We start from the raw sequence: 20,263 nt of genomic DNA, 5'->3' as shown, positions 1-20,263 counted from the left end.
CAGTAGCTCCGCTACTGCGGCTCTCCGGCGCCTTGCGATGCACGGCACCAGACCACGCGACCTCATCGGGCGCTCATAGTGCAAGGACCCCTTAGGGGTCCTTACCGCGGACGCGGTTGGACAAGGCCCGACTGGTAGGCGATGACGACCAGTTGGGCGCGGTCGCGGGCGTCGAGTTTGGTCATGGCGCGTTGGATGTGGCTGCGCACGGTCAGCGGGCTGAGGACGAGACGGTCGGCGATCTCGGCGTTGGACTTGCCGTGCGCGGCCAGGGCCATGACCTCGCGTTCGCGTTCGGTGAGGGTGGTGAGGCGTTCCGGCGGCGCGAGCGGTGTGTCGGTGTCGGGGGAGGCAAGGAAACGGGTGATGAGGGTCCGGGTCGCGGTGGGGGAGAGCAGGGAGTCGCCCGCGGCGACGGTGCGGATCCCGGACAGGAGGAACTCCGGGCCGACGTCCTTGCCGAGGAATCCACTCGCGCCGGCCCTGAGGGCCTTGGCGACGTTCTCGTTGTTCTCGAAGGTGGTGAGGATCAGGACCCGGGTGGTGGACAGTTCCGGCCGGGAGCAGATGTCCGTGGTGGCGGTCAGTCCGTCGGTGCCGGGCATGCGGATGTCCATGAGGACCACGTCGGGCTCGTGGACGAGGGCGAGGTCGACTGCCTCCTGCCCGTCGGTGGCCTCCGCGACGACGGTCATGTCCGGGTCCGAGTCGATGAGGATGCGGAACGTGGCCCGCAGCAGGGCCTGGTCGTCGGCGAGCAGGACGCGAATGGTCATGTGGCGGAGCTTTCGTCGGGACTGTGCAACGGGAAGGCGCAGGTGACCTCGAACCTGCCTCCCGGGCGGGGGCCGGCGCGGAAGGTACCACCCACCGACCGGGCGCGCTCACGCATGCCGAGCAGTCCGTAGCCGCCGGCGGGTTTGTTCGAGGCCCGGGGGAGGGAGGAGGAGGTCTCGTTGGTGACGTCGAGGGTGAGGCAGCGGGGCGTGTAGGCCAGGCGGACCCGCGCGGTGCGGGTGGCGGCGTGCTTGGTGACGTTGGTGAGCGCCTCCTGGACGATCCGGTACACGGTCAGGTCCAGAGCGCCGGTGAGGGGTCGGGGCTCGCCGTCCACGGTGACGGCGACGTCCAGTCCGGCCGCCGAACACGCGGCGACCAGGTCGTCCAGTTGCCCCAGGCCCGGAGCGGGGGCCAGTTCGTCGTCGGGGTCGGTGTCCTGGTGCAGGAGGCCCACCGTGGCCTTGAGCTCACGCAGCGCCATGGTGGTCGTCTCCCACAGCTGGCCGACGATCTCGAAGGCCTGGTCGGGGTTGGTCCGCGACAGATGGACGGCGGTGCCGGCCTGGGCGTTGGCCAGAGTGAGGTGATGGGCGACGACGTCGTGCAGTTCGCCCGCGATGCGCATGCGCTCCTGGACCACGCGGCGCCGTGCCTCCTCCTCCCGCTCACGGGCGGTGTGCTCGGCACGGGCAGCGGCGTACTCACGGCGCACCCTCACGTAGCTGCCGAAGGCCGCGACCATGAGGAGCCACGCGGCGGGGTTGACGGCGCTGAGAACGGGGTCCCGGAACGCGTTGTGGAACAGGCCCGTGAGGGCGATGCCGACGGCGGCCGCCAGCGCGCTGTTCCACGTGGTCTTGCGATCGGTACGCAAACTCGCGACGTACTGCGCCGTCATGACAGGGCCCATCAGCAGCGGCGTCATCAGGTAACCGAGGGCTCCCTCGGCCATGATGCACAGCGCCGTCACCGCCAGGACGGGAAGGGGGTGACTGCGGCGCCAGAGCAGTGCCGCGCAGGCGAGGGCGGACAGCGCGATGCCGGGCCACAGGGGGACAGGCTCGTCCAGCAGCGCGTGGGTCATCCAGACGCCGGACAAGGTGAAGAGGAACACCAGCGCCAGAGTGGCGGCCTCGACCGCGTGCGGGCGGCTCGCCGTGCTGCGGCGCCAACGTGTGCTCATGGCACGTTCTCCGAGGTAGGACCGGATGGGGACAGGGTGACAGACGCGGGCCGCGGCGCCGTTGTGCACGGTACCGCGACCCGCTGCGCGCATGCCGACCTCAGCTGCGCGCCCATTCCCGCGCGGGGGCCTCGCTGTCGGCCGGCCCGGCGCCGACGCCGGCACCGGCGGCCTGCGAGGTGAGCCCGGCGCCCTCGACATCGACCCGGGGGAGGACCCTGTCGAGCAGGCGGGGCAGCCACCACGCCTTCTCGCCGAGCAGGGCGAGGACGGCGGGCACGATCGCCATGCGGACGACGAAGGCGTCGAAGAGCACCGCCACGGCGAGGCCGAAACCGATGGTCTTGATCATGGACTCGCCGGATCCGACGAACCCGGAGAAGACCGCGATCATGATCACCGCGGCGGCGGTGACCACCCGGGCGCTGTGCCGGAAGCCGGTGACGACCGCCTGCGCGGGCCGCTCCCCATGGACGTACGCCTCCCGCATACGAGCGACGAGGAAGACCTCGTAGTCCATCGCCAGGCCGAACACGATGCCCACCAGGAAGATCGGCATGAGGCTCATGATCGGGCCGGTCTGCTCGACGCCCAGCAACTCCGCGCCCCAGCCCCACTGGAAGACCGCGACGACCGTGCCGAGCGCCGCCAGCACCGACAGCAGGAACCCGAAGGCCGCCTTGACCGGCACCAGGACGGAACGGAAGACCACCAGGAGCAGCAGCAGTGCCAGGACGACGATCACCGTCAGATAGGGGACGAGTGCGTCCTGAAGGGCCCCCGCGACGTCGATGTTCATCGCGGTGCTGCCGGTGACCTCGAAGGTCGCCCCGGTGTCCTTCTCCAGGCCGGGGCGCTCGGCGCGGATGCTCTGCACGAGTTCCTTCGTGGTCTCGTCGCTCGGACCGGTGGCCGGGACCGCCGAGAAGAGCGCGGTGTCGCCGGCCGCGTTGAGCCGCGCGGGCGACACGGACACGACGCCGTCGGTGCCCTTGATCGCCTCGGCGATGGTGCGGGCGGCCGACTTGGGGTCGTCGGCACCCTTGGCGTCCACGACGACCGTCAGCGGGCCGTTGAAGCCCGCGCCGAATCCGTCGGCGAGCGCGTCGTAGGCACGGCGCTCCGTCGTGGAGGTGGGCTTGGCCTCGTCGCCCGGCATACCCATCTCCAACTGGGCGGCGGGCAGGGCGAGCACGCCCAGACCCGCGACGCCGGCCAGCAGCACCGGAACCGGACGGCGCAGCACGAACCGCGCCCACCGGGTGCCGCCGTTCCGCACAGCACCGGCGTCGTGCGTCGTCAGGACGCCCCGCTTGCGTGCCCTGCGGGCGAGGACGGCGTTCGGCCACATCCCGAGCAGCGCGGGGACCAGGGTCAGCGCGATCAGGACGGCGACGACGACGGCGCCCGCGGCGCACAGGCCCATCTTGGTCAGCATCGGCACGCCGACCACGGACAGGCCGGCCAGCGCGATGACGACCGTCAAGCCGGCGAAGACCACGGCGGAGCCCGCCGTGCCGACCGCGAGTCCGGCCGCCTCACGCGCCTCGTGCCCGTTCGCACGCTCCTCCCGGTAGCGGGACACCACGAACAGGGCGTAGTCGATACCGACCGCGAGCCCGAGCATCGACGCGAGCGTGCCGGTGGTCATGGTCAGCCCGAACACGCCGCCCAGGGCCATGACGGCGGCCATGCTGATCCCGACGCCGATGACGGCGGTGAGCAGCGGAAGCCCGGCGGCCGCGAGGGAGCCGAAGGTGACCAGCAGGACGACGGCGGCCAGGGCGATGCCGATGGCCTCGGCCGATCCGCCGGCCGCCGGCTCGGTGGCGAGCGCGGTGCCGCCCGCCTCGACCGTGAGGCCGGTGTCGCGGGCCTGTTGGATGGCCTTCTCCAGGGCCGACTTGCCGACGTCGGTGAGGTCGTCGGCCTTGACCTTGTAGGTGACCGTGGCGTACGCCGTGGAGGCGTCCTCGCTCACCGCGTTCGCCTTGAAGGGGCTCACGGCTCTGTCGACCTGGGGCCCCTCGGCGGTCTCCGCCACCAGCTTGTCGATGGCGGCGTGGTACTTGGGCGCGGTCACCTTCTCCCCGTCGGGAGCGATGAACACGATCCGCGCGCCCGCGCCGTTGGCCGCCGACCCCGGGAAGCGTTCCCCGATCAGGTCGAACGCCTTCTGCGCCTCGATGCCGGGCATGAAGGACGTGCCGTCGTCGGCGGCGGCGGGTGCCTTGGCGGCGCCGGCCCCGACGGCGCCGAGGATCACCGCCCACAGCAGTGCCACGAGCCAGCGCCGCCGGAAGGCGGTACGGCCCATGCGATAAAGGAAGGTAGCCACGTGTCTGGGATCTCCGCATCCGTTCGTGCGTACCGCCCCAGACTCGCGGGCCCGGGCCTTCCTCCGCGTCGTGCGCCTACGGGCACTTGCGCCTCGTGCCGTCGCACGAGCCGACGTGACATCTCCTCCTCAGGTAGGACGAGTTGCGGCTCGCAGGCATGCTGGGTGGCCCGGGCATGAGCACGCGGTCGCGTGGGGCGCGGGGCAACCGCTGCAGGCCGCGGCGGCAGGCGCGGGCGGACTGGCTCAGACGAGCAGGTCCAGCGCGACAGCGAGAGCCGCCGCCCGCTTCTCCTCCGGCAGGGCCTCGAGGTCGTCCAGGGCGAGCACCGCGTGCAGCGTCACCACCGCGCCGATACAGCGGCACTGGTCGGGAAGGCTTGCTCCGGCATCCCTGCCCCGTAGGTATGGCCGAAAGGCCCCCGAGAACTCCCGGGCTGACAATCGATACACCGTACCGTACGATGACCCGCATGCCCCGCCACTCACCCTCACTGGACCGCGCGACCCCGGACCGCATCGCCGAAACCGCCCTCCTTCTGATCGATGAGGGCGGGCCCGAGGCGCTGACCTTCCGCGCGCTGGCGTCGCGGCTGGAGATCTCCCTCGCCTCGCTCCAGCGCCGCTGCACCGATCTGGCCGGGCTGCTGGACCTGTGCATCGACCATCTGGCCGCCCGACTGCCGCAGACCGGGCCGGACACCGACTGGGCCACCGCCACCGAGACCCGGTTCACCGCGCTCTACCAGCTGCTCACGGCTCATCCGGGACTGCTCGCCCTGCGCGGGACGCGGCCCTGGCTCGGACGCCACCTGCTGGCCCGCCTGGTCGAGCCGCAGCTCGCCGACAGCCTCGCCGCCGGAATGACTCCCGAGGAGGCGATCACCGCCTACCGGCGGATGTACCTGCTCACCCTCGGCAGCGCCGGCTTCGTGGACCACCGGGACGCCAAGGCCGCCCGGGCCACCACACGCGCCGCCCTGGCCGCTCTCGATCCGGAGGAGTTCCCGGCGCTGAGCGGCAACCTCGCCGCGATCGTGCCCGCCGTGACCGACCACGACGTCTACTACGGCGCGCTGCGCCAGCTCATCGCTGCCGCTGCCGCTGCCGTCGTCCCTCCCGCCGCCACCGCACCACAAGGAACGTGACCATGAGCACCCCCACTCCCACGGCTCGCATCTTCAGCAGCGACAACGCCGCCGGCGCCTCTGCGGAGATCGTCGACGCCGTGGCCCGGGCGGCCTCCGGCCAGGCCCTCCCGTACGGCGCCGACCGCATCACCGGCGACGCCCGGCGCCGTCTGTGCGAGATCTTCGAGCACGACGTCGACGTCCTGCTCGTCTCCACCGGCTCCGCCGCCAACGCCCTGAGCCTGGCCGCCCTGACCCCGCCCTGGGGCAGCGTGCTGTGCCACCGCGAGAGCCACATCAACAACGACGAGTGCGGTGCGCCCGAGTTCTACACGGCGGGCGCCAAGCTGGTGCCGCTCGGCGGGGACGACGCCAAGATCGACCCGGAGGAGCTGCGGGCCGCCGCCCGGCACAAGGCCGGGGACGTGCACAGCGTGGAGCCCTCCGTCGTGAGCATCACCCAGGCCACCGAGACCGGAGCGGTCTACACCCTCGACGAGATCCGCACCCTCGGGTCGATCGCCGAGGAGGCGGGGCTGCGCCTGCACATGGACGGCGCGCGCTTCGCCGGAGCCGTCGCCTCCCTGGGCTGCTCCCCGGCCGAACTGACCTGGCGGGCAGGCGTCGACCTGTTGTCCTTCGGGGCCACCAAGAACGGCACGATGACCGCCGACGCGATCGTCGTCTTCGACCGTTCCCGCACCGCCGAACTCGCCTTCCGCGCCAAGCGTGCCGGCCAGCTCACCTCCAAGATGCGCTTCCAGGCCGCCCAGTTGGACGCCTACCTCACCGACGGCCTCTGGCTGCGCAACGCGGCCCATGCCAACGCCATGGCCGCCCGTCTCCAGCAGGGCCTGAAGGCGATACCCGGGGTGGGTCTGCTCGGCGCCGCCGACGCCAACATCCTCTTCTGCCGCCTGCCCCAGCAGGTCACCGAAGGACTCCTGGCCGAGGGCTTCGCCTTCTACCACGACCGCTGGGCGCCGGGCGTCGTCCGCTTCGTCACCTCCTTCGCGACCACGGAGCAGGACGTCGACCTCCTCGTCCAGGCCGTCAGTCGCCTCGCCGTCTGACCCGCGCCGGCCGCGGTTGCCGGTCGGCGAGGGCGGTGGATGCGAGGTCCGGCATGATCACCCTCTGTCGTACGGGGCGTGGGGGCGGTGCGCTGTGTGCTCAGTCGCCGATCCGCAGCAGCAGCTTGCCCGTCGACCTGCGCCCACCCATCAGCCGGTGGGCCTCGGCCGCCTCCGCCAGCGGGAACTCCGCGGTGACCGGGAGGTGCACGGTGCCGTCGGCGACCGTGCGGAAGGCCCGCTCGGCGAGTGCGCGCAGCGTCTCGGGCGCCGACTGTGCCAGTGCCAGGATGGAGAAGCCCCCGACCGACCGGCCCTGCGCGTAGAGCTCGGGCTGTCCGACCTGCCACGGCCCTTCCCCGCTCGCGTTGCCGAAGGAGACCAGGCGTCCGAAGACGGCCAGCACGTCCAGGCCGCGGCGCAGGGTGCCGCCGCCCACCGGGTCGAGGATCAGGTCGACGCCCTTTCCGTCGGTGGCCCGGCGGACGTCGTCGGGGAAGGTGTCGGTGGTGAACACCTCGTCGTAGCCGTGCTTGAGGGCGTGGTCGGCCTTGCTCGTCGAGGAGACCACGCCGTACACCGCGCCGGCGCCCGCCGCCCTGGCCAGTTGCCCGGCGACCGTGCCGATGCCGCCCGCGGCGCCGTGCACCAGCACGCTCTCTCCGGCGCGCAGCCGACCCACCTCGTGCAGGAGGGCGTGCGCGGTCGGCAGCACCGCGGGGAGGGTGGCCGCGGTCCGCAGGTCCACGCCCTGGGGGAGGGGGAAGACGGTGGCGGTCTCGGCGACCACGACCTCCGCGTAGGCGCCGCTGTTGACGAGGGCGGCGACCTCCTGTCCCGGGTGCAGTCCCTCGACGCCGTCGCCGACGGCCCGGATCCGCCCGGAGACCTCCAGGCCCGGGCGGAAGGGCAGCGACTCCACGCGGTAGCCCTCGGAGCGGGCCTTGAGATCCGCGAAGTTCACGCCCGCGTACACGGCGTCGACGGTCACCTGGCCCGGCCCCGGCTCGGGGGTGTCGGTCTGCACGATCTTCAGCACCTCGGGGGCGCCGTACTCCTGGAACTCGACTGCACGCATGAGGGAACGCACCCTTCGACGACCGCTCGGGCGGGTGTTCAATGGAAAGCGAACACTCGGACTGTAAGATATTCGTCGAACACTATGCAAGCGACCGCTTTGAATTCCTGGCATCGCGGCAGGGATACGCGTGGCGAGGGGGAGGACATGTCGAACCAGGTCGAGGGCGGCAGTCATCGTGCGGCGCCGGTCCACACCCATCCTGAGGACGTGTCCGTCCTCACCGCGCTGTCCGCGGTCGCCGACCCCGTCCGCATCCAGCTCATCCGCGAGCTGGCGGGCTCGCCCGACTGGACGCGCAGCTGCGGCAGCTTCGACGTACCCGTCGGCAAAGCCGCCAAGAGCCACCACTTCTCGGTGCTGCGCGGCGCAGGCCTGCTCGAGCAGCGCGACGAGGGACCCAAGCGGGTCAACCGCCTGCGCCGCGAGGAATTCGACGCACGCTTCCCCGGGCTGCTCGACCTGATTCTCCGCGCCGACTGAGCTGATCGAGGGCGCCCGGCTCGGGCCGATCGGACTCACCACCCGGCGGTCAGCCCCGAGCCGCCCTTACGCCTCGCCGAGCCGCCGAGCCGCCGAGCCGCCGATCCCGTTCCATGCCTGCGCCTGACCGGGCGGACAGCAGCGGGCGTTGCCGGGCTGCCTCGCCTCCCGCGGTGAGCGGCACAGTGGCCAGGCCGGCCGCTGCGCCCTCCCCGCTGTTCAGTCCCGAGGGCGGGAGAGGCGGATCATGTTCCGGGAGAGCGGCTCGAGTTCGGCGCGCAGCACTCCGTCGGTGACCGTGGTGCCCTGGGCGGGGTGCGGGGTGACCCGGTCGGGCCGGTCCAGGGTGTTGCGGGCCTCCGGGTCCGCGTCGGAGAGGACCAGGTGCTCCTCCACCGTGCGGGCGTCGACGCCGCGCAGGTCGATCTCCAGCGGCAGAGTGCCGGTTTGGCCGCGGTTGACGGCGAAGACGGTGACGTCACCGGTCTCGTCGTCGATGACGGCGGTGGCGTGCAGCAGCGGCACCTCACCGAACTTCGCCGTGTGGTACGTCGGGCTGTCCGCCTGGACCTGGAGCACCCGGCCGCGTCCGTACCGGGATGCCTGCGCGAACGGGAAGAAGGTGGTCTGCCGCCAGGCCGGACCGCCGGGCTCGGTCATGATCGGCGCGATCACGTTGACGAGCTGGGCGAGGGAGGCGGCGGTGACCCGGTCGGCGTGCCGCAGCAGGGCGATCAGTAGTGAGCCGAAGACCACGGCGTCGGTGACGGTGTAGATGTCCTCCAGCAGGCGGGGTGCCACCTGCCAGTCCTCGACCTGGTGCGGGTTGGGCCGGCGCTGGTACCAGACGTTCCACTCGTCGCAGGAGAGATTGATCCGCTTCTTCGACCTCAGTCGCGCGCCCACGTGGTCGCAGGTGGCGACGACCGCCTCGATGAAGTGCTCCAGGTCGACTGCGGAGGCCAGGAAGGAGTCGCGGTCGCCGTCGATCTCCTCGTAGTAGGTGTGCAGCGAGATGTGGTCGACCAGGTCGTACGTGGCCTCCAGGACCGTCGCCTCCCACGCGGCGAACGTCTCCATGGCGGAGCTGGAGCTGCCGCAGGCGACCAGTTCGAGACCGGGTTCGATCATCCTCATGGCGCGGGCGGTCTCGGCGGCGAGCCGGCCGTACTCCTCGGCCGTCTTGTGGCCGATCTGCCAGGGGCCGTCCATCTCGTTGCCGAGGCACCACATCTTGATGCCGTACGGTTCCTTGGCCCCGTGCTCGGCACGGCGGTCGGACAACTCGGTGCCGCCAGGGTGGTTGGCGTACTCCAGCAGCCGCAGGGCGTCCTCCACACCGCGGGTGCCGAGGTTGACGGCCATCATGGGCTCGACCCCGGTCTTCGCGCAGAAGTCCATGAACTCGCCGAGGCCGAACTCGTTGGTCTCGGTGGTCCGCCAGGCGAGGTCGAGACGGGTCGGCCGCTCCTCGCGCGGCCCTACGGAGTCCTCCCAGCGGTAGCCGGAGACGAAGTTGCCGCCCGGGTAACGCACGGTGGTGACGCCCAGTTCGCGGACCAGCTCCAGGACGTCCTGGCGCAGGCCGGAGGCGTCGGCGGTGGCGTGGTCGGGTTCGTGGACGCCGGTGTAGACACAGCGTCCCAGGTGCTCGACGAACGATCCGTACAGACGGGGATGAACGGGGCCGACGCCGAAGGCGGCGTCGAGGACGAAACGGGCGGACGAGTCGGGTTGGGCGGACATGGCTGCCTTTCGAGGTGGTGCGACGGGGCTGAGAGGGATGGGTGCGCTCAGCGGCGAGTGTGGTCGGAGGGCACTGTGGTCGGCGGGCGACCGCGGTCAGAGGGCGAGTGCGCAGACCACCGAGGGGGCGACGGCCGGCGGGCCGGCCAGCTCGAGTGCTCCGGTGTCGAGGACGCGCAGCGCCGCGAGGGTGCCGCCGTGCTGGTTGGCGACGAGCAGATGACCGCCCGTCAGGGTCAGGCCGCGTGGCCAGGCGCCGCCGCTGGGGATCTCGCCGATCGGCTCCAGGGCGGTGCCGGTGACCCGGAACGCGGCCACCGTGTCGGCGCCGCGGTTGGTCACCCAGACGAATTGCCCGCAGGGCGAGGCGACGATGCCGCCGGGCAGGTTGGTGACGTCCCGGACGGTGGTGGCGGGCGTGCTGGAGACCTCGGTCAGCGTGCCCGTGGCGGCGTCGTACCGATGGCAGGTGACCGTCGAGGACAGCTCGTCCGCTCTCCACACCAGCTCGCCGTCGGGCGCGAAGGCCAGATGGCGGGGGCCCGAACCCGGACGCATCCTGTTCACGGCCACCGGCTCCAGCAAGCCCGCGCCGGTGTCGAGCCGATAGGTGAAGACCGCGTCCGCCCCGAGATCGGTGGCGAGGACGAAGCGGCCCGCCGGGTCGAGCACGACCTGATGGGCGTGGCTGCCGTCCTGCCGCCCGGCGACCGGGCCGGACCCCTCGTGGACGACGAGGTCGGTCAGTTCGGCCACGCTCCCGTCCGCGTCGAGCCGGTGCACGGCCACGCTGCCGGCCGCCGTGTCGCTGCCGTAGTTCGCGGTCAGCAGCCAGCGTCCGCCGGAATGCACGGTCAGATGGCAGGGGTTGGCACCACCGGTGCCGACCTCGGAACCCAGTCGGCTCGGCGGGTCGTCCCCGTTCACGGCGACGGCGCTGACGGCGCCGGTGTCCTTCTCGTTGGTGCTGTAGACGACGTCGAGGGAGGGGTGCGCCGCGAGGAACGACGCGCCGCTCACGGGCAGGGGCGCCAGCCGGGGGGCTCGGCCGTCAGCGCGCCGGACGCGGGATCGAGGCGCAGGACCGTGAGCCCGGTGCCGGAGCCGCCGGTGTCGGGGGTGTACGAGCCGGTGAGCAGGTGGATGCCGTCGGCCGGGGAGGGCCCTGTCATGGAGTTCCTCGCTGGGTGGGATGGGGAGGACAAAGGGGGATCGGTCGGGGATCAAGCGTCAGCGGACGACGTCGTCGTGGTGGTTCAGCAGCGACAGTTCGTCGCGTCGGGGCAGGCCCTCCCAGTCGCCGGTGGTGCTCACCGCGAAGGCGCCGAGCAGGGCCGCCGTGGCGAGCCGCCGCTCCGGTGGCTCGCCCGTGAGGAGTTCGGCCAGGTAGCCGGCCGCGAACGCGTCGCCCGCGCCGACCGGGTCGTGCACCTGGACAGGTATGGCCGGTTGCCGGTAGGTCCTGCCGTCCAGGAGCGCGAACGCCCCCTCGGCGCCGAGCTTGATCACGGCTCCCGCGGGTCCCAAGTCGCAGATGCCCTGGGCGAGTTCCGCCGGATCCCGCAGCTCGGGAACCATCAGCCGGGCCTCGTGGACTCCGGCGAACACCAGGTGGCTTTTGCGCAGGAGGGGCAGCAGGGTCTCCCGGGCCTCGTCCTCGCTCCACAGCAGGGAGCGGAAGTTGATGTCCAGGGACACCGGCACGCCCGCGGCGGCGGCGATGTCCACCGCCCGCCGCACGGCCTGGGCCGGGCCGGTGCCGAGCGCCGGTGTGACCCCGGTGATGTGCAGCGCCGCCGCCCCGGCGACGACGTCCCCCGGTATGTCCTGTGCGGTCAGCCGGGAGCCTGCCGTGTGGGTGCGGTAGTAGCGCGTGCGGCTGTGGGTGGCGGTGCGTCGTTCCTTCAGCAGGAGCGAGGTGGGGGCCGGATCCCGCGTGGCGACGGCGGTCACCCCTTCCGCCCGTAGTTCACGGAGGGTGAGTTCACCGAGTTCGTCGTCGCTGACCCGGCCGATCCAGACGGCGGATCCGCCGAGCCTGCTCACCCCGACCGCGACGTTCGACTCGGCCCCCGCGAGCCCGAGTCGCATCCCGGACCCCAGGGCGAGGGGGCCCGGTTGCGGCGCGGACAGGACGGCGAGGATCTCACCGACGGTGACGAGATAGCGTTCCCGCTCGGGGCCGTTCACAGGCCGGCCTCCTCGGCGCTCGCGCCGGGGCGTACGGCCTGGAGCACCGTACGGGCCCGTCCGGTCAGGGCGTCGAGGGATTCCCGGGTCGGATCCTGGTCCACTCCGCCCAGCAGCGGGGAGCCGATGCCCACCGCCACGGCCCCGGCGTCGACGTAGTCCCGTGCCCGGGCGATGTCGACCCCGCCCACGGCGACGAGAGGCACGTCAGGGAGCGGAGCGAGCAGCTGGCGCAGATGGGCCGGGCCACCGGTGGAGGCCGGGAAGAGCTTCACGGCGGCGGCGCCCGCCCGCCAGGCCGTCGACACCTCGGTCGGTGTCCAGGCGCCCGGATAGCAGGGGATACCGCTGCGCGCGGCGGCTCGGACCACATCGGTGTCCACCACCGGGGCCACCAGGAACTCGGCTCCCGCGGCGAGCGCGTCCCGGGCTTCGGCGGTGGTGACGACCGTGCCCGCGCCGACCGCCACCTCGGGGCCGAGTTCAGCCCGGACGGCGGCCAGCGCGTCGAGCGCTCCCTCGGTGGTGAGGGTGATCTCCAGACAGGTCACACCGCCGGCCACCAGCGCCCGGGCCACCGCGGGCAGGCCGGAGGCGTCGGCTGAGCGGAGGATGGCCATGACCCTGGTCCGTGTCAGTTGCGGGGTCATGGCGGGACGGTCCGTCATGACCCCGCCTCTCCGGCCGGAACTCCGGCTGCGGGGCAGAGGGGAAGCACGGTTACTCCTTGGTTCTGTGGGATGGACGGTGCGGGAGGAACCTGCCCGTCGAGCCGGGACGGCATCCGCGCCGCCGCGAGCGGTCACTTCAGGCCGGAGGTGGACACACCGGCGACGAAGCCGCGCTGCAGAATCAGGAAGAGCAGCAGCACGGGCACGATGTACATCACGGTGCCGGCCGCGACCAGATTGTTCAGCGGATCGCCGTGCACGTTCGCGTAGCCCTTCGCGAGCCTGACGGCCAGCGTGGTGTGGTCGTCGCCCAGCAGCAGGGCGGGCGCGATCCAGTCGCCCCACGTCCAACTGAACGAGAGGATCAGGCTGGTCGCGATGACCGGCCAGGACTGCGGCAGGAAGATCCGCCAGAAGATACGGACCTGCCCGCAGCCGTCGACGATCGCCGCCTCCTCCGGCTCCTTCGGCATGTTGCTGAAGAACTGACGGAACAGGAAGATCAGATAGGGCGCGCCGCACAGCCCCCACAGCACCCACGGCAGATAGGTGTTCAGCAGGCCGATCTTGGAGAACAGCAGGTAGGTCGGGACGAGGGTGATGATCTGCGGCAGCATCATCGTCGACAGCAGCACACCGAAGACCACCCGCTTGCCCGGCGCCTCCAGCCGGGCGAACCCGTACCCCGCCCAGGCCGAGGCCAGCGTCACCAGCAGTGCGTAGGTGACGGAGAGCGTCAGGGAGTTGCGGGCGTAGGCGAGGAAGGGCCAGAGGGACAGGGCCTCCTTGAAGTTGCCCAGAATCGGCTGGTGCGTCTTCTACGGCAACCACCCGGCCAGTGAGCCCTCCGACCCCGGGAAGATCACGGCGGATCCCCTGCTCACCGCGCCCGGCACCGGCGGCACGGGCATCGGCAGCGTCGGGGGCTACCAGATCAGCTCCTCGTCGTCGCCGGCCATCGGCGCGGGAGTCGTCGTCCCCGACAACGGCGGCCAGGACTACTGGGGATCGGCGGTCCCCTCGACCTGCGCACCCGACATCGGCGCCGACCAGTTCAGCACGCCCTCCGACGCGACCTGCCTCGCGAACGAGAACCTCGGCTTCGAGAAGGGGACGACCAGCGGCTGGAGCAAGTGGAACACCGCCGCGGTGACGAACACGACCTCCCACACCGGGACCTGGGCGGCCAAGATCTCCTCGTCGCCCGCCTCTCTCGAACAGTCCGTCCCCGTCGCGCCCCGCACGACGTACCGCGTCTCGGGCTGGGTGAAGTCGGATGTCGCCGGTGAGGTCATGAACGTCGGCGTCAAGAACACCGGCGGCCTGGAAACGGTGGCGAGCTCCAGTGGCACCTCGTGGACGTTCGTCTCCGCCGACTTCACCACCGGGGCGACGAACAACACCGTGCGGCTGTACTGCTACAAGAGTTCGGGCTCGGGGAGCGGCTACTGCGACGACCTCGCCGTCACCCCCGTCACGAACTACGCGATCAACGGCAACTTCGAGTCCGGCCACACCGTGCCCTGGCGCAACGGTGACTTCTCGCTCACGAGCACGGCGGCCAACGGCAACGCCGCAGCCCTGACGAACGCGTCACTGAGCGGGGGCACCCTGTTCCAGATCATCACCGGCCTCACGCCGAACACCACCTACCGGCTGACCGGCTCCCTCGCCAGCCAGACCGCCGGTACCACGACGGCACTGGAGGCCAAGCTGTACAACGGCACCGCCACCACGAGCGCCTCGACCACGTCGAGCACGTACTCGAAACAGTCGACGACCTTCACGACAGGAGCAGGCGTGACCTCCGCCCGCATCTACTGCCACCTCGTCTCCGGAACCGGCGACGGCTACTGCGACGAAGTCACCCTGACCCAGCAGTAGGAAGGGAGTGCCGGTTGACCGTGGTCGTCAGGTGACCCTGGCGACCACGACCGGTGCGCGCGACGGTCACCGGTAGCAGGTGGTGACCCCCGGTCGCCAGCGGCAGGCGAGGGCGGCGAAGCCGCCGTTGGCGACGACGTCCACACGCAGTGTGTCACCGCCGCGCAGCACTCGGCTGTCCTGGACCAGGCCGTCGGCGCCGTCCTTGATCGTCTGGACCAGCCAGCGGCCGGGGCCGATGCCCAGCGGCACCTCGGCGGTGCGGGCGGCGCCCGCGTACACCCCTCCGACGAACCAGCGGTCCCCGCTGCGGCGGGCGACGACGGCCTCCCGGCCAGGCTGTCCTGCCAGCAGCCGGGTGTCGCCCCAGGCGGCCGGGAGCTGGTCGAAGTAGCCCCGGGCGAGCGGCCGTTCGTCGTACGACTCCGGGGTCCCCGCGTACATCTGGAGCCCGGACTCGTAGGTCACCGCGAGCCCCGTCTCGGCCGCGTCGGAGTTGGGGCGCAGGCCGACGCGCTGGAAGGCGCCGGGGGTGAAGTCCATGGAGCCGATGACGTTGCGGGTGAAGGGCAGGGTGGTGAGGTGGGCGGCGGTGTTGGTGCGCTTCTCCTCGCCGCCGACCCCTTCCAGGCTCATGACGTGCGGCCAGGTGCGCTGCATGCCCTTGGGTACGGTGGAGCCGTGGAAGTCGACCAGGAGGTGGTGGGCGGCGGTCTCCGGGAGGATGGTGTCGTACCACCGGAGCATGGACTGCGCCTCGGAGTTCATGAAGTCGATCTTGACTCCCGCGACGCCCCACCGCTCCAGGGTGGGCAGCCACTGCGCGCGTTCCTCCGGTGTGTCGAGGTCGCGCTGGTGGATCCAGACGATGATCTCGACACCCTTGGCCCGCGCGTACCGGACGAGTTCCGGCATCCAGCTGTTGGTCTGCCAGTCGGGATCGGTGACGTCCCACTCGTCCTTCTTGAAGTACCAGCCCGAGTCCACGGCCTCGTAGGGCCAGCCCCGCTCGGCGGCGTAGTCGACGTACGCCTTCTGCGCCGCGAGGCTCTGTCCGGCCGTGCGCCCGCCGGCCAGCCAGGTCCACAGCACGGTGCCGGGCCGGATCCAGGACTGGTCGGCGACCCTGGACGCGGGGGCGAGGTCGTCGGTGAAGGTGGAGCGGGTGACGGTGGCCAGATCGCCGGTGACCATGGCCCGCCACGGGGTGACGAGCGGGCCGTCGGCGTCGACCCGTTCGTCGGCGAGCTGGATCCGGTAGGTCCCGGTGCCCTGCGTGTGGGCGAGCCGGGCGCCGGAGTAGGAGCCGGTGAGGTCGGACTCGGCGAGCAGGGTGTAGCCGCCGGGGGTGGCGAAGAGCGCCTGGGGCGAGTACGCGGCGGTGGGTGCCGTGGCGGCGGTGTACTGGGCGAACTGCCCCTCGTTGTCGACCCGGTAGGTGCTCAGCCAGGCGCCGGCGTCCGCCGGCAGGTTGAACGCCGAAGCCTCGCCGAGCACGTCGCCGTGCCCGGTCGGCAGGACGTACCGGTAGGCGACGCCGTCGGCGGAGGCGCGGACGACGAGGTCCAGGCGGGCGCCCGCGGCGGTGGCGAACGACAGCCGCGTCTCCTTCATACGGACCGCGCGGTCCAGGCGTTTGCCGGACTTCGCCCGGTAACGCTGGTCCACCGTACGGTCCTTGCGGTGCAGGAAACGCAACCCCTTTGACAGGTCGGCCTGTTCGGTGACGATGCCGACGGGCGACGGCTCCAGGACCGTACGGCCGTCACGGGACACCGTGAGGCTCAGTGTGCCGGTGCTGTCGTCGAGGGAGATCCGCGCCCGGGGCGCGTGTGGGGCCGAGGACACGGCCCAGGCGCGCTCGTGCTGTTGACGTTGTTCGGCCTGTGCCGGAACGGTCGTGAGGAGTGCGGACACCAGCCCGGCGCAGAGCCCGGCCACCGCGGTTCTGATCGGAACAGCCATGAGAGCCTTTCCAGTCGTGCGGGTACGGGTGGACGGACGGTGGTTACGGCAGTCCCCAGGCCGCACCCGGTTCGCTGACGGTGACGGGCGCGATGACGAGGTCGGGGCGGGATCCTGAGTGGACCAGCACCTCGCGGCCCTTGGGCAGCTCGATGGAGAGCACGCCGTCGCCCAGGTCGTGGGTGCGGGCCGGGCTGCCGTCGTCGAGCAGCACGGTGAGCCGGCCGCTGAGCCCGTGCTTCAGCTGGAGCGGCTCGCCCGCCAGGCTCCTGATCCGGATGAACCGGGTCCTGCCCGCCTTGCGCACGGCGCTGACCAGGAAGGCGCCCTGGGTGCGGAAGTCGTGCAGGGTGACGTCCGCCCAGGCGGTCGGGACGGCCGGGAAGACGCGGATCACACCGCCCCAGCTCTGGCAGAACATGTCGTGCAGCGACTGCGAGGCGGACAGGGGCGTCTCGATGACCGGGCCGGCCTCGGTGTAGTGGGTGTTGGCCTGGCAGGGGTAGCGGGTGGTGGGGTCGAAGAATTTCCGCAGGTAGCCGATGGCGGTGTCACCGTCGCCGGTCATGGCGTACATCGAGGCGGCGCCGGTGTAGCTGTAGCCCCGGTGGGCGCCGGTCAGCGCGTGCCAGTGCTCGATCGACTTCGTGATCAGCTCACGTTTCTCCGGCTGGTCCCAGTTGACCAGGTACAGCGGGTACACCATCAGCAGGTGCGAGTAGTGCCGGTGGGACTGCGCGTACGGGGTGTCGGCGCCGATCATGAAGCCGTTCGCGTCGACCGGGTACGGCGTCAGCTTGGCCAGCACCTCCCGCCAGCGCGGCGCCGACGCGTCGTCGACACCGAGGCGTTCGGCGGAGTCGAGCAGCGTCTGGCAGCCCCAGCGGATCAGGGCCAGGTCGTAGTTGGTGTCCTGCGGAGGTACCACCGGGTACTCCGGGGAGAGGGTGCTCGGCAGGTGGAGCTTGCCGTCGCTGCCCGGCGTGAGGAAGTGCAGGTAGTAGTTGATCGCCCGGCGCAGCACCGGGAAGACCGTGTCGCGCAGTAAGGACTCGTCCATGGAGTGCCGGTAGGACAGCCATACGTTGTGCAGCGCCCAGGTGAGGTCACCGGTCTCGGCGCCGGTGCCGGGGCGGCCCACCTCCCGATTGGCGAACATGTCGGAGCTGCGGCCCACGCCGGAGCTGTCCGAGCGGTAGGCGGCGGGCACGTTGGCGACGAGCTGTTCCTGGTTCTGCCTGAGGGTGGTGGCGAGGGCGTCGAGTTCCAGGTGGTTGGAGCCGTGGATGAGCCAGTACTCCAGCTGGATGTTGAGGTTCCACCAGACCGCCGGCCAGGGCGTGGGCTCCAGCCAGGGGCCGGGGGTGGCCATGGGCGGGCCGCCCGCACGGCTGGCGGAGGCGACCTTGTAGAGCTGGATCCAGTGGAAGCTCTGCAGCCGCTGGTCGGGGAACGACACGAAGCTCTTCCGGTAGAAGCCGTGCCACCAGCGGGTGTGCTTGCGCCGCAGGGCGCTGTACGACCCCGCGCGGCGCAGGTTGCGCAGTGAGTCGGCCTCGGCGGCGGTGGTGGAGGGCGCGCTGTGCCCCACGCTGACCAGCAGTTCGTCACCGTGGCGCCGGTAGGCGGTGGCGGTCTGGCCGCCGCTGAGGGGCTGGAGCACCTGCTCGGTGCCGTCGGCGGCGGTCTTGGTGGTCCAGGGCGGGTTGGGGGTGTAGCCGGAGGGCGGGGCCTCCTGGATCTTCCGGGGGCTGATGGCCTCCTCGGGGTGGAAGGTCCAGACGACCCGTTCGTCGCCGGTGGCCCGGGCACGGATCGCCAGGACCTCGTCGTGGATGATCGCGGCGAGGGTGAGGGTGCCGGCGGTGGTGGTGACCGTGCCCGTGAGTTCGGCGTTCCACAGGCTCAGCCGCCAGTTGACGGCGGTGACGGTGCCGACGGGTTCGAGGGTGAGGTGGCCGACCGGGAGGCGGCAGGTGCCCCAGCCGCTGCCGAACTGGGGCCGGTGGTCCTGGACCCGGCCGTGCTGGACCGTGAACCGGATCTGGTTCACGCCCGGCTCCTGGTAGATCATGCTGCCGAGCAGCCCGTCGCCGAGGAACGGGCCCTCGTACCAGCGGGTGGGCAGCCTGCTCCAGAGGAGGTCCTGCTGGCGCAGGAACCCGGCCCAGGCGTTGTCGGTGGTCATGGTGGAGCGCAGGCGCCACGGGCGTCTGCCGCCGCCCGCCACCTGCGGCGAGGGCTGCTCGGCGTGCGCCGTCGCCGGTAAGGCGGCTCCTGCCGCGCCACCCAGCGCGGTGCCCAGTACGACTCTGCGGGATAACGGTGAGCTCTTCCCCGACTGCGAGGTCATCATCGTCCTCCAGATCTGACGGATCGTCGATACATCGGGTGTATCGGCGAACCTAGGCACACTTCGTGTACCTGTCAATGGTCGTAGTGCTTGACTCCTCCGATGTATTCGGGTTCCCTGCTCGCTCCAACGCGTCACGTTCCTCACTGGAAAGGACACGGGATGAACAGGAGATCCGTCTTACGGGCAGGGGCCGGCCTGCTGGCCGGCGGTGCCGCGCTCGCCCTGCCTCCGCTCCCGCCCGCCGGCGCCGCGACAGCGACGCCGGCCGCCGACCCGACCGACGGCTGGACGCGGACCTCGTTCACGTACAGCTGGCAGAAGCCCTGGAACCTCGACCTCGGCGACCGCCACAGCTACAGCGGCGGCGTCCACCGCATGTGGGTGTACGCCACCGACGAGCCGTTCGAGGAGGGCAGCTCCACCGATCCGCGTACCGAGATGCGCTGGAAGGCCGACTACAGCACGGGCGACCACATGTGGGACGCCGACGTCTACCTGCCGTCCGGCACTGACGGCGCGTCCTTCGTCCAGATCCTGCGGAGTGTCCACCCCTCGGGCACAGCGGCCACCGACATCATGCTCAACGCCTACGACACCGACGGCGGCACCGTGCGGCGCTACGACGGCACGGTGCTCAGGACCGGCGCGTACAACACCTGGTTCAACGTGAAGATCGCCCACCAGGCGAGCAGCGGGACCGGGACCATCAAGGTCTACTTCGACAACTCCCTCGCCCTGACGGTCGCCGACCGGGGCCCCGCCACCCGCTACTTCAAGAACGGCGTCTACCACCACGGCTCCGGCCGCGCCGAGGCCCGCTTCCGCAACATCGCCTACTGGACACGGTGACCGGGCCCGCTCATCCGGTCAGCCGGCTGTCGATGAGGGACCTGAACTCCTCGTAGGAGCCCGGGGTCCGGATCCGTACTCCGTCGACGACGAAGGTCGGGGTGCCCCGCGCGCCCAGGCCCAGGCCGTCGCGCCGGTCTTCCGGGACGCGGCCGGCCACCTCCGGATCGGCGAGGTCTGCGTCGAACCGCGACCCTGGCGTGACGACGTGTCATCTCGTCGCTGAACGTCAGCGTGACACGCGGGGGAGCTCGGCGAGCGTGGCGTTCGTGCCCGGACTGCTGGTGTCGAGTTCGGTGTGGGCCGCGGCCTGCGGAGCGAAGACGGTCAGGACCGCCACGGCGGCGGGTACGGCGAGACCGCGTGCCGCCGCGCGGGCGGCACGCCTGGGAGGGGACCGGCCCACCGGGCGGTCACCCTCGCGTCGTGCCCGTCAGGGCAGACTAGGGCCTGTCGTTTGGATCATCCCGGCGTCGCGGGGTCTGGCACGCACATCTGCCGCGTTGTCGTCGGTTGCCAACTCCCCCACGCTCGGCT

18 protein-coding genes and 1 pseudogene are annotated in these 20,263 nt (G+C 71.4%); 5 read left to right on the top strand and 14 right to left on the bottom strand.

The genetic code is table 11. The annotated features are described in order from the left end of the window. Positions 1-101: 101 nt before the first annotated feature. The 3 genes from ACGFNV_RS46640 to ACGFNV_RS46630 form a co-directional block, all read right to left on the bottom strand. On the bottom strand, positions 102-776 hold the full coding sequence (locus tag ACGFNV_RS46640) for a response regulator (RefSeq protein ID WP_393631754.1): 675 nt from the start codon (positions 774-776) through the stop codon (positions 102-104). Further along, positions 773-1,963, bottom strand: coding sequence for a sensor histidine kinase (locus ACGFNV_RS46635; RefSeq protein WP_393631752.1), 1,191 nt, complete (start codon positions 1,961-1,963; stop codon positions 773-775). Before ACGFNV_RS46635 ends, ACGFNV_RS46640 begins: the two co-directional genes overlap by 4 nt. 100 nt (positions 1,964-2,063) lie before the next feature. Continuing rightward, the gene (locus ACGFNV_RS46630; RefSeq protein WP_393631751.1) at positions 2,064-4,301 is read right to left on the bottom strand and encodes an MMPL family transporter; all 2,238 of its coding nucleotides are present in this window, start codon (positions 4,299-4,301) and stop codon (positions 2,064-2,066) included. A 473-nt stretch (positions 4,302-4,774) separates the two neighbouring features. On the opposite strand from ACGFNV_RS46630, the gene ACGFNV_RS46625 reads away from it, so the two are divergent. Both ACGFNV_RS46625 and ACGFNV_RS46620 read left to right on the top strand, forming a co-directional pair. After that, positions 4,775-5,449: a TetR/AcrR family transcriptional regulator C-terminal domain-containing protein gene (locus tag ACGFNV_RS46625; RefSeq protein ID WP_393631750.1), complete on the top strand. Its 675-nt coding sequence runs from the start codon at positions 4,775-4,777 to the stop codon at positions 5,447-5,449. A gap of 2 nt (positions 5,450-5,451) precedes the next feature. Continuing rightward, entirely contained in the window at positions 5,452-6,504 is a 1,053-nt protein-coding gene (locus ACGFNV_RS46620; RefSeq protein WP_393631748.1) for a threonine aldolase family protein, read from the top strand. 100 nt (positions 6,505-6,604) lie between these two features. Here the strand turns inward: ACGFNV_RS46620 and ACGFNV_RS46615 are convergent, their stop codons facing one another. After that, on the bottom strand, positions 6,605-7,582 hold the full coding sequence (locus ACGFNV_RS46615) for a zinc-binding alcohol dehydrogenase family protein (RefSeq protein WP_393631747.1): 978 nt from the start codon (positions 7,580-7,582) through the stop codon (positions 6,605-6,607). 147 nt (positions 7,583-7,729) lie between these two features. On the opposite strand from ACGFNV_RS46615, the gene ACGFNV_RS46610 reads away from it, so the two are divergent. Beyond that, positions 7,730-8,065, top strand: a complete 336-nt coding sequence (locus ACGFNV_RS46610) for an ArsR/SmtB family transcription factor (protein WP_393631746.1) — start codon at positions 7,730-7,732, stop codon at positions 8,063-8,065. Positions 8,066-8,284: 219 nt separating this feature from the next. On the opposite strand, the gene ACGFNV_RS46605 is transcribed toward ACGFNV_RS46610, so the two are convergent. The 6 genes and pseudogenes from ACGFNV_RS46605 to ACGFNV_RS46580 form a co-directional block, all read right to left on the bottom strand. Then, positions 8,285-9,811 (bottom strand): alpha-N-arabinofuranosidase, encoded by a 1,527-nt coding sequence (locus tag ACGFNV_RS46605; protein WP_393631745.1) that lies wholly within the window; start codon positions 9,809-9,811, stop codon positions 8,285-8,287. Positions 9,812-9,907: 96 nt separating this feature from the next. Continuing rightward, complete coding sequence (locus ACGFNV_RS46600) at positions 9,908-10,831, bottom strand: lactonase family protein (RefSeq protein WP_393631743.1); 924 nt, start codon at positions 10,829-10,831, stop codon at positions 9,908-9,910. Beyond that, entirely contained in the window at positions 10,828-10,983 is a 156-nt protein-coding gene (locus ACGFNV_RS46595) for a hypothetical protein (RefSeq protein ID WP_393631741.1), read from the bottom strand. Before ACGFNV_RS46595 ends, ACGFNV_RS46600 begins: the two co-directional genes overlap by 4 nt. A gap of 58 nt (positions 10,984-11,041) precedes the next feature. Further along, positions 11,042-12,001: a sugar kinase gene (locus ACGFNV_RS46590; RefSeq protein WP_393631739.1), complete on the bottom strand. Its 960-nt coding sequence runs from the start codon at positions 11,999-12,001 to the stop codon at positions 11,042-11,044. After that, positions 11,998-12,669 (bottom strand): bifunctional 4-hydroxy-2-oxoglutarate aldolase/2-dehydro-3-deoxy-phosphogluconate aldolase, encoded by a 672-nt coding sequence (locus ACGFNV_RS46585; protein WP_393631738.1) that lies wholly within the window; start codon positions 12,667-12,669, stop codon positions 11,998-12,000. Before ACGFNV_RS46585 ends, ACGFNV_RS46590 begins: the two co-directional genes overlap by 4 nt. Positions 12,670-12,803: 134 nt before the next feature. Then, positions 12,804-13,466 (bottom strand): annotated as a pseudogene (locus ACGFNV_RS46580) (carbohydrate ABC transporter permease); the annotation flags it as partial. Here ACGFNV_RS46580 and ACGFNV_RS46575 point away from each other — a divergent pair. Then, positions 13,459-14,556 carry a carbohydrate binding domain-containing protein gene (locus tag ACGFNV_RS46575; protein ID WP_393631736.1) on the top strand — a complete coding sequence of 366 codons (1,098 nt, stop codon included), beginning with the start codon at positions 13,459-13,461 and terminating at the stop codon, positions 14,554-14,556. The pseudogene ACGFNV_RS46580 and the gene ACGFNV_RS46575 sit on opposite strands and share 8 nt — an antisense overlap. A 66-nt stretch (positions 14,557-14,622) precedes the next feature. Here the strand turns inward: ACGFNV_RS46575 and ACGFNV_RS46570 are convergent, their stop codons facing one another. Then, positions 14,623-16,521, bottom strand: coding sequence for a glycoside hydrolase family 97 catalytic domain-containing protein (locus ACGFNV_RS46570; protein WP_393631734.1), 1,899 nt, complete (start codon positions 16,519-16,521; stop codon positions 14,623-14,625). Positions 16,522-16,564: 43 nt separating this feature from the next. After that, positions 16,565-18,874, bottom strand: coding sequence for a Tat pathway signal sequence domain protein (locus ACGFNV_RS46565; RefSeq protein WP_393631756.1), 2,310 nt, complete (start codon positions 18,872-18,874; stop codon positions 16,565-16,567). A gap of 162 nt (positions 18,875-19,036) precedes the next feature. On the opposite strand from ACGFNV_RS46565, the gene ACGFNV_RS46560 reads away from it, so the two are divergent. Further along, complete coding sequence (locus ACGFNV_RS46560; RefSeq protein WP_393631732.1) at positions 19,037-19,726, top strand: polysaccharide lyase family 7 protein; 690 nt, start codon at positions 19,037-19,039, stop codon at positions 19,724-19,726. 10 nt (positions 19,727-19,736) lie between these two features. Here the strand turns inward: ACGFNV_RS46560 and ACGFNV_RS46555 are convergent, their stop codons facing one another. Further along, the gene (locus ACGFNV_RS46555; RefSeq protein WP_393631730.1) at positions 19,737-19,886 is read right to left on the bottom strand and encodes a DsbA family protein; all 150 of its coding nucleotides are present in this window, start codon (positions 19,884-19,886) and stop codon (positions 19,737-19,739) included. 69 nt (positions 19,887-19,955) lie between these two features. After that, a complete protein-coding gene (locus ACGFNV_RS46550; protein WP_393631729.1) occupies positions 19,956-20,132 on the bottom strand; it encodes a hypothetical protein in 177 nt (58 codons plus the stop codon). Positions 20,133-20,263 lie beyond the last annotated feature (131 nt).

Source organism: Streptomyces sp. NPDC048751, assembly GCF_043198595.1.
In the GTDB taxonomy this organism is placed as follows: domain Bacteria; phylum Actinomycetota; class Actinomycetes; order Streptomycetales; family Streptomycetaceae; genus Streptomyces.
Note: the sequence above shows the minus strand (reverse complement) of the source record. Positions and strands in the feature narration are given on the sequence as shown.

Excerpts from the sequence above, each read along its gene's own strand:
- ACGFNV_RS46640 (WP_393631754.1), bottom strand. The coding sequence starts at position 776 with ATGACCATTCGCGTCCTGCTCGCCGACGACCAGGCCCTGCTGCGGGCC.
- ACGFNV_RS46635 (WP_393631752.1), bottom strand. The coding sequence starts at position 1,963 with ATGAGCACACGTTGGCGCCGCAGCACGGCGAGCCGCCCGCACGCGGTC.
- ACGFNV_RS46625 (WP_393631750.1), top strand. The coding sequence starts at position 4,775 with ATGCCCCGCCACTCACCCTCACTGGACCGCGCGACCCCGGACCGCATC.
- ACGFNV_RS46620 (WP_393631748.1), top strand. The coding sequence starts at position 5,452 with ATGAGCACCCCCACTCCCACGGCTCGCATCTTCAGCAGCGACAACGCC.
- ACGFNV_RS46615 (WP_393631747.1), bottom strand. The coding sequence starts at position 7,582 with ATGCGTGCAGTCGAGTTCCAGGAGTACGGCGCCCCCGAGGTGCTGAAG.
- ACGFNV_RS46610 (WP_393631746.1), top strand. The coding sequence starts at position 7,730 with ATGTCGAACCAGGTCGAGGGCGGCAGTCATCGTGCGGCGCCGGTCCAC.
- ACGFNV_RS46605 (WP_393631745.1), bottom strand. The coding sequence starts at position 9,811 with ATGTCCGCCCAACCCGACTCGTCCGCCCGTTTCGTCCTCGACGCCGCC.
- ACGFNV_RS46595 (WP_393631741.1), bottom strand. The coding sequence starts at position 10,983 with ATGACAGGGCCCTCCCCGGCCGACGGCATCCACCTGCTCACCGGCTCG.
- ACGFNV_RS46585 (WP_393631738.1), bottom strand. The coding sequence starts at position 12,669 with ATGACGGACCGTCCCGCCATGACCCCGCAACTGACACGGACCAGGGTC.
- ACGFNV_RS46570 (WP_393631734.1), bottom strand. The coding sequence starts at position 16,521 with ATGGCTGTTCCGATCAGAACCGCGGTGGCCGGGCTCTGCGCCGGGCTG.
- ACGFNV_RS46565 (WP_393631756.1), bottom strand. The coding sequence starts at position 18,874 with ATGACCTCGCAGTCGGGGAAGAGCTCACCGTTATCCCGCAGAGTCGTA.
- ACGFNV_RS46560 (WP_393631732.1), top strand. The coding sequence starts at position 19,037 with ATGAACAGGAGATCCGTCTTACGGGCAGGGGCCGGCCTGCTGGCCGGC.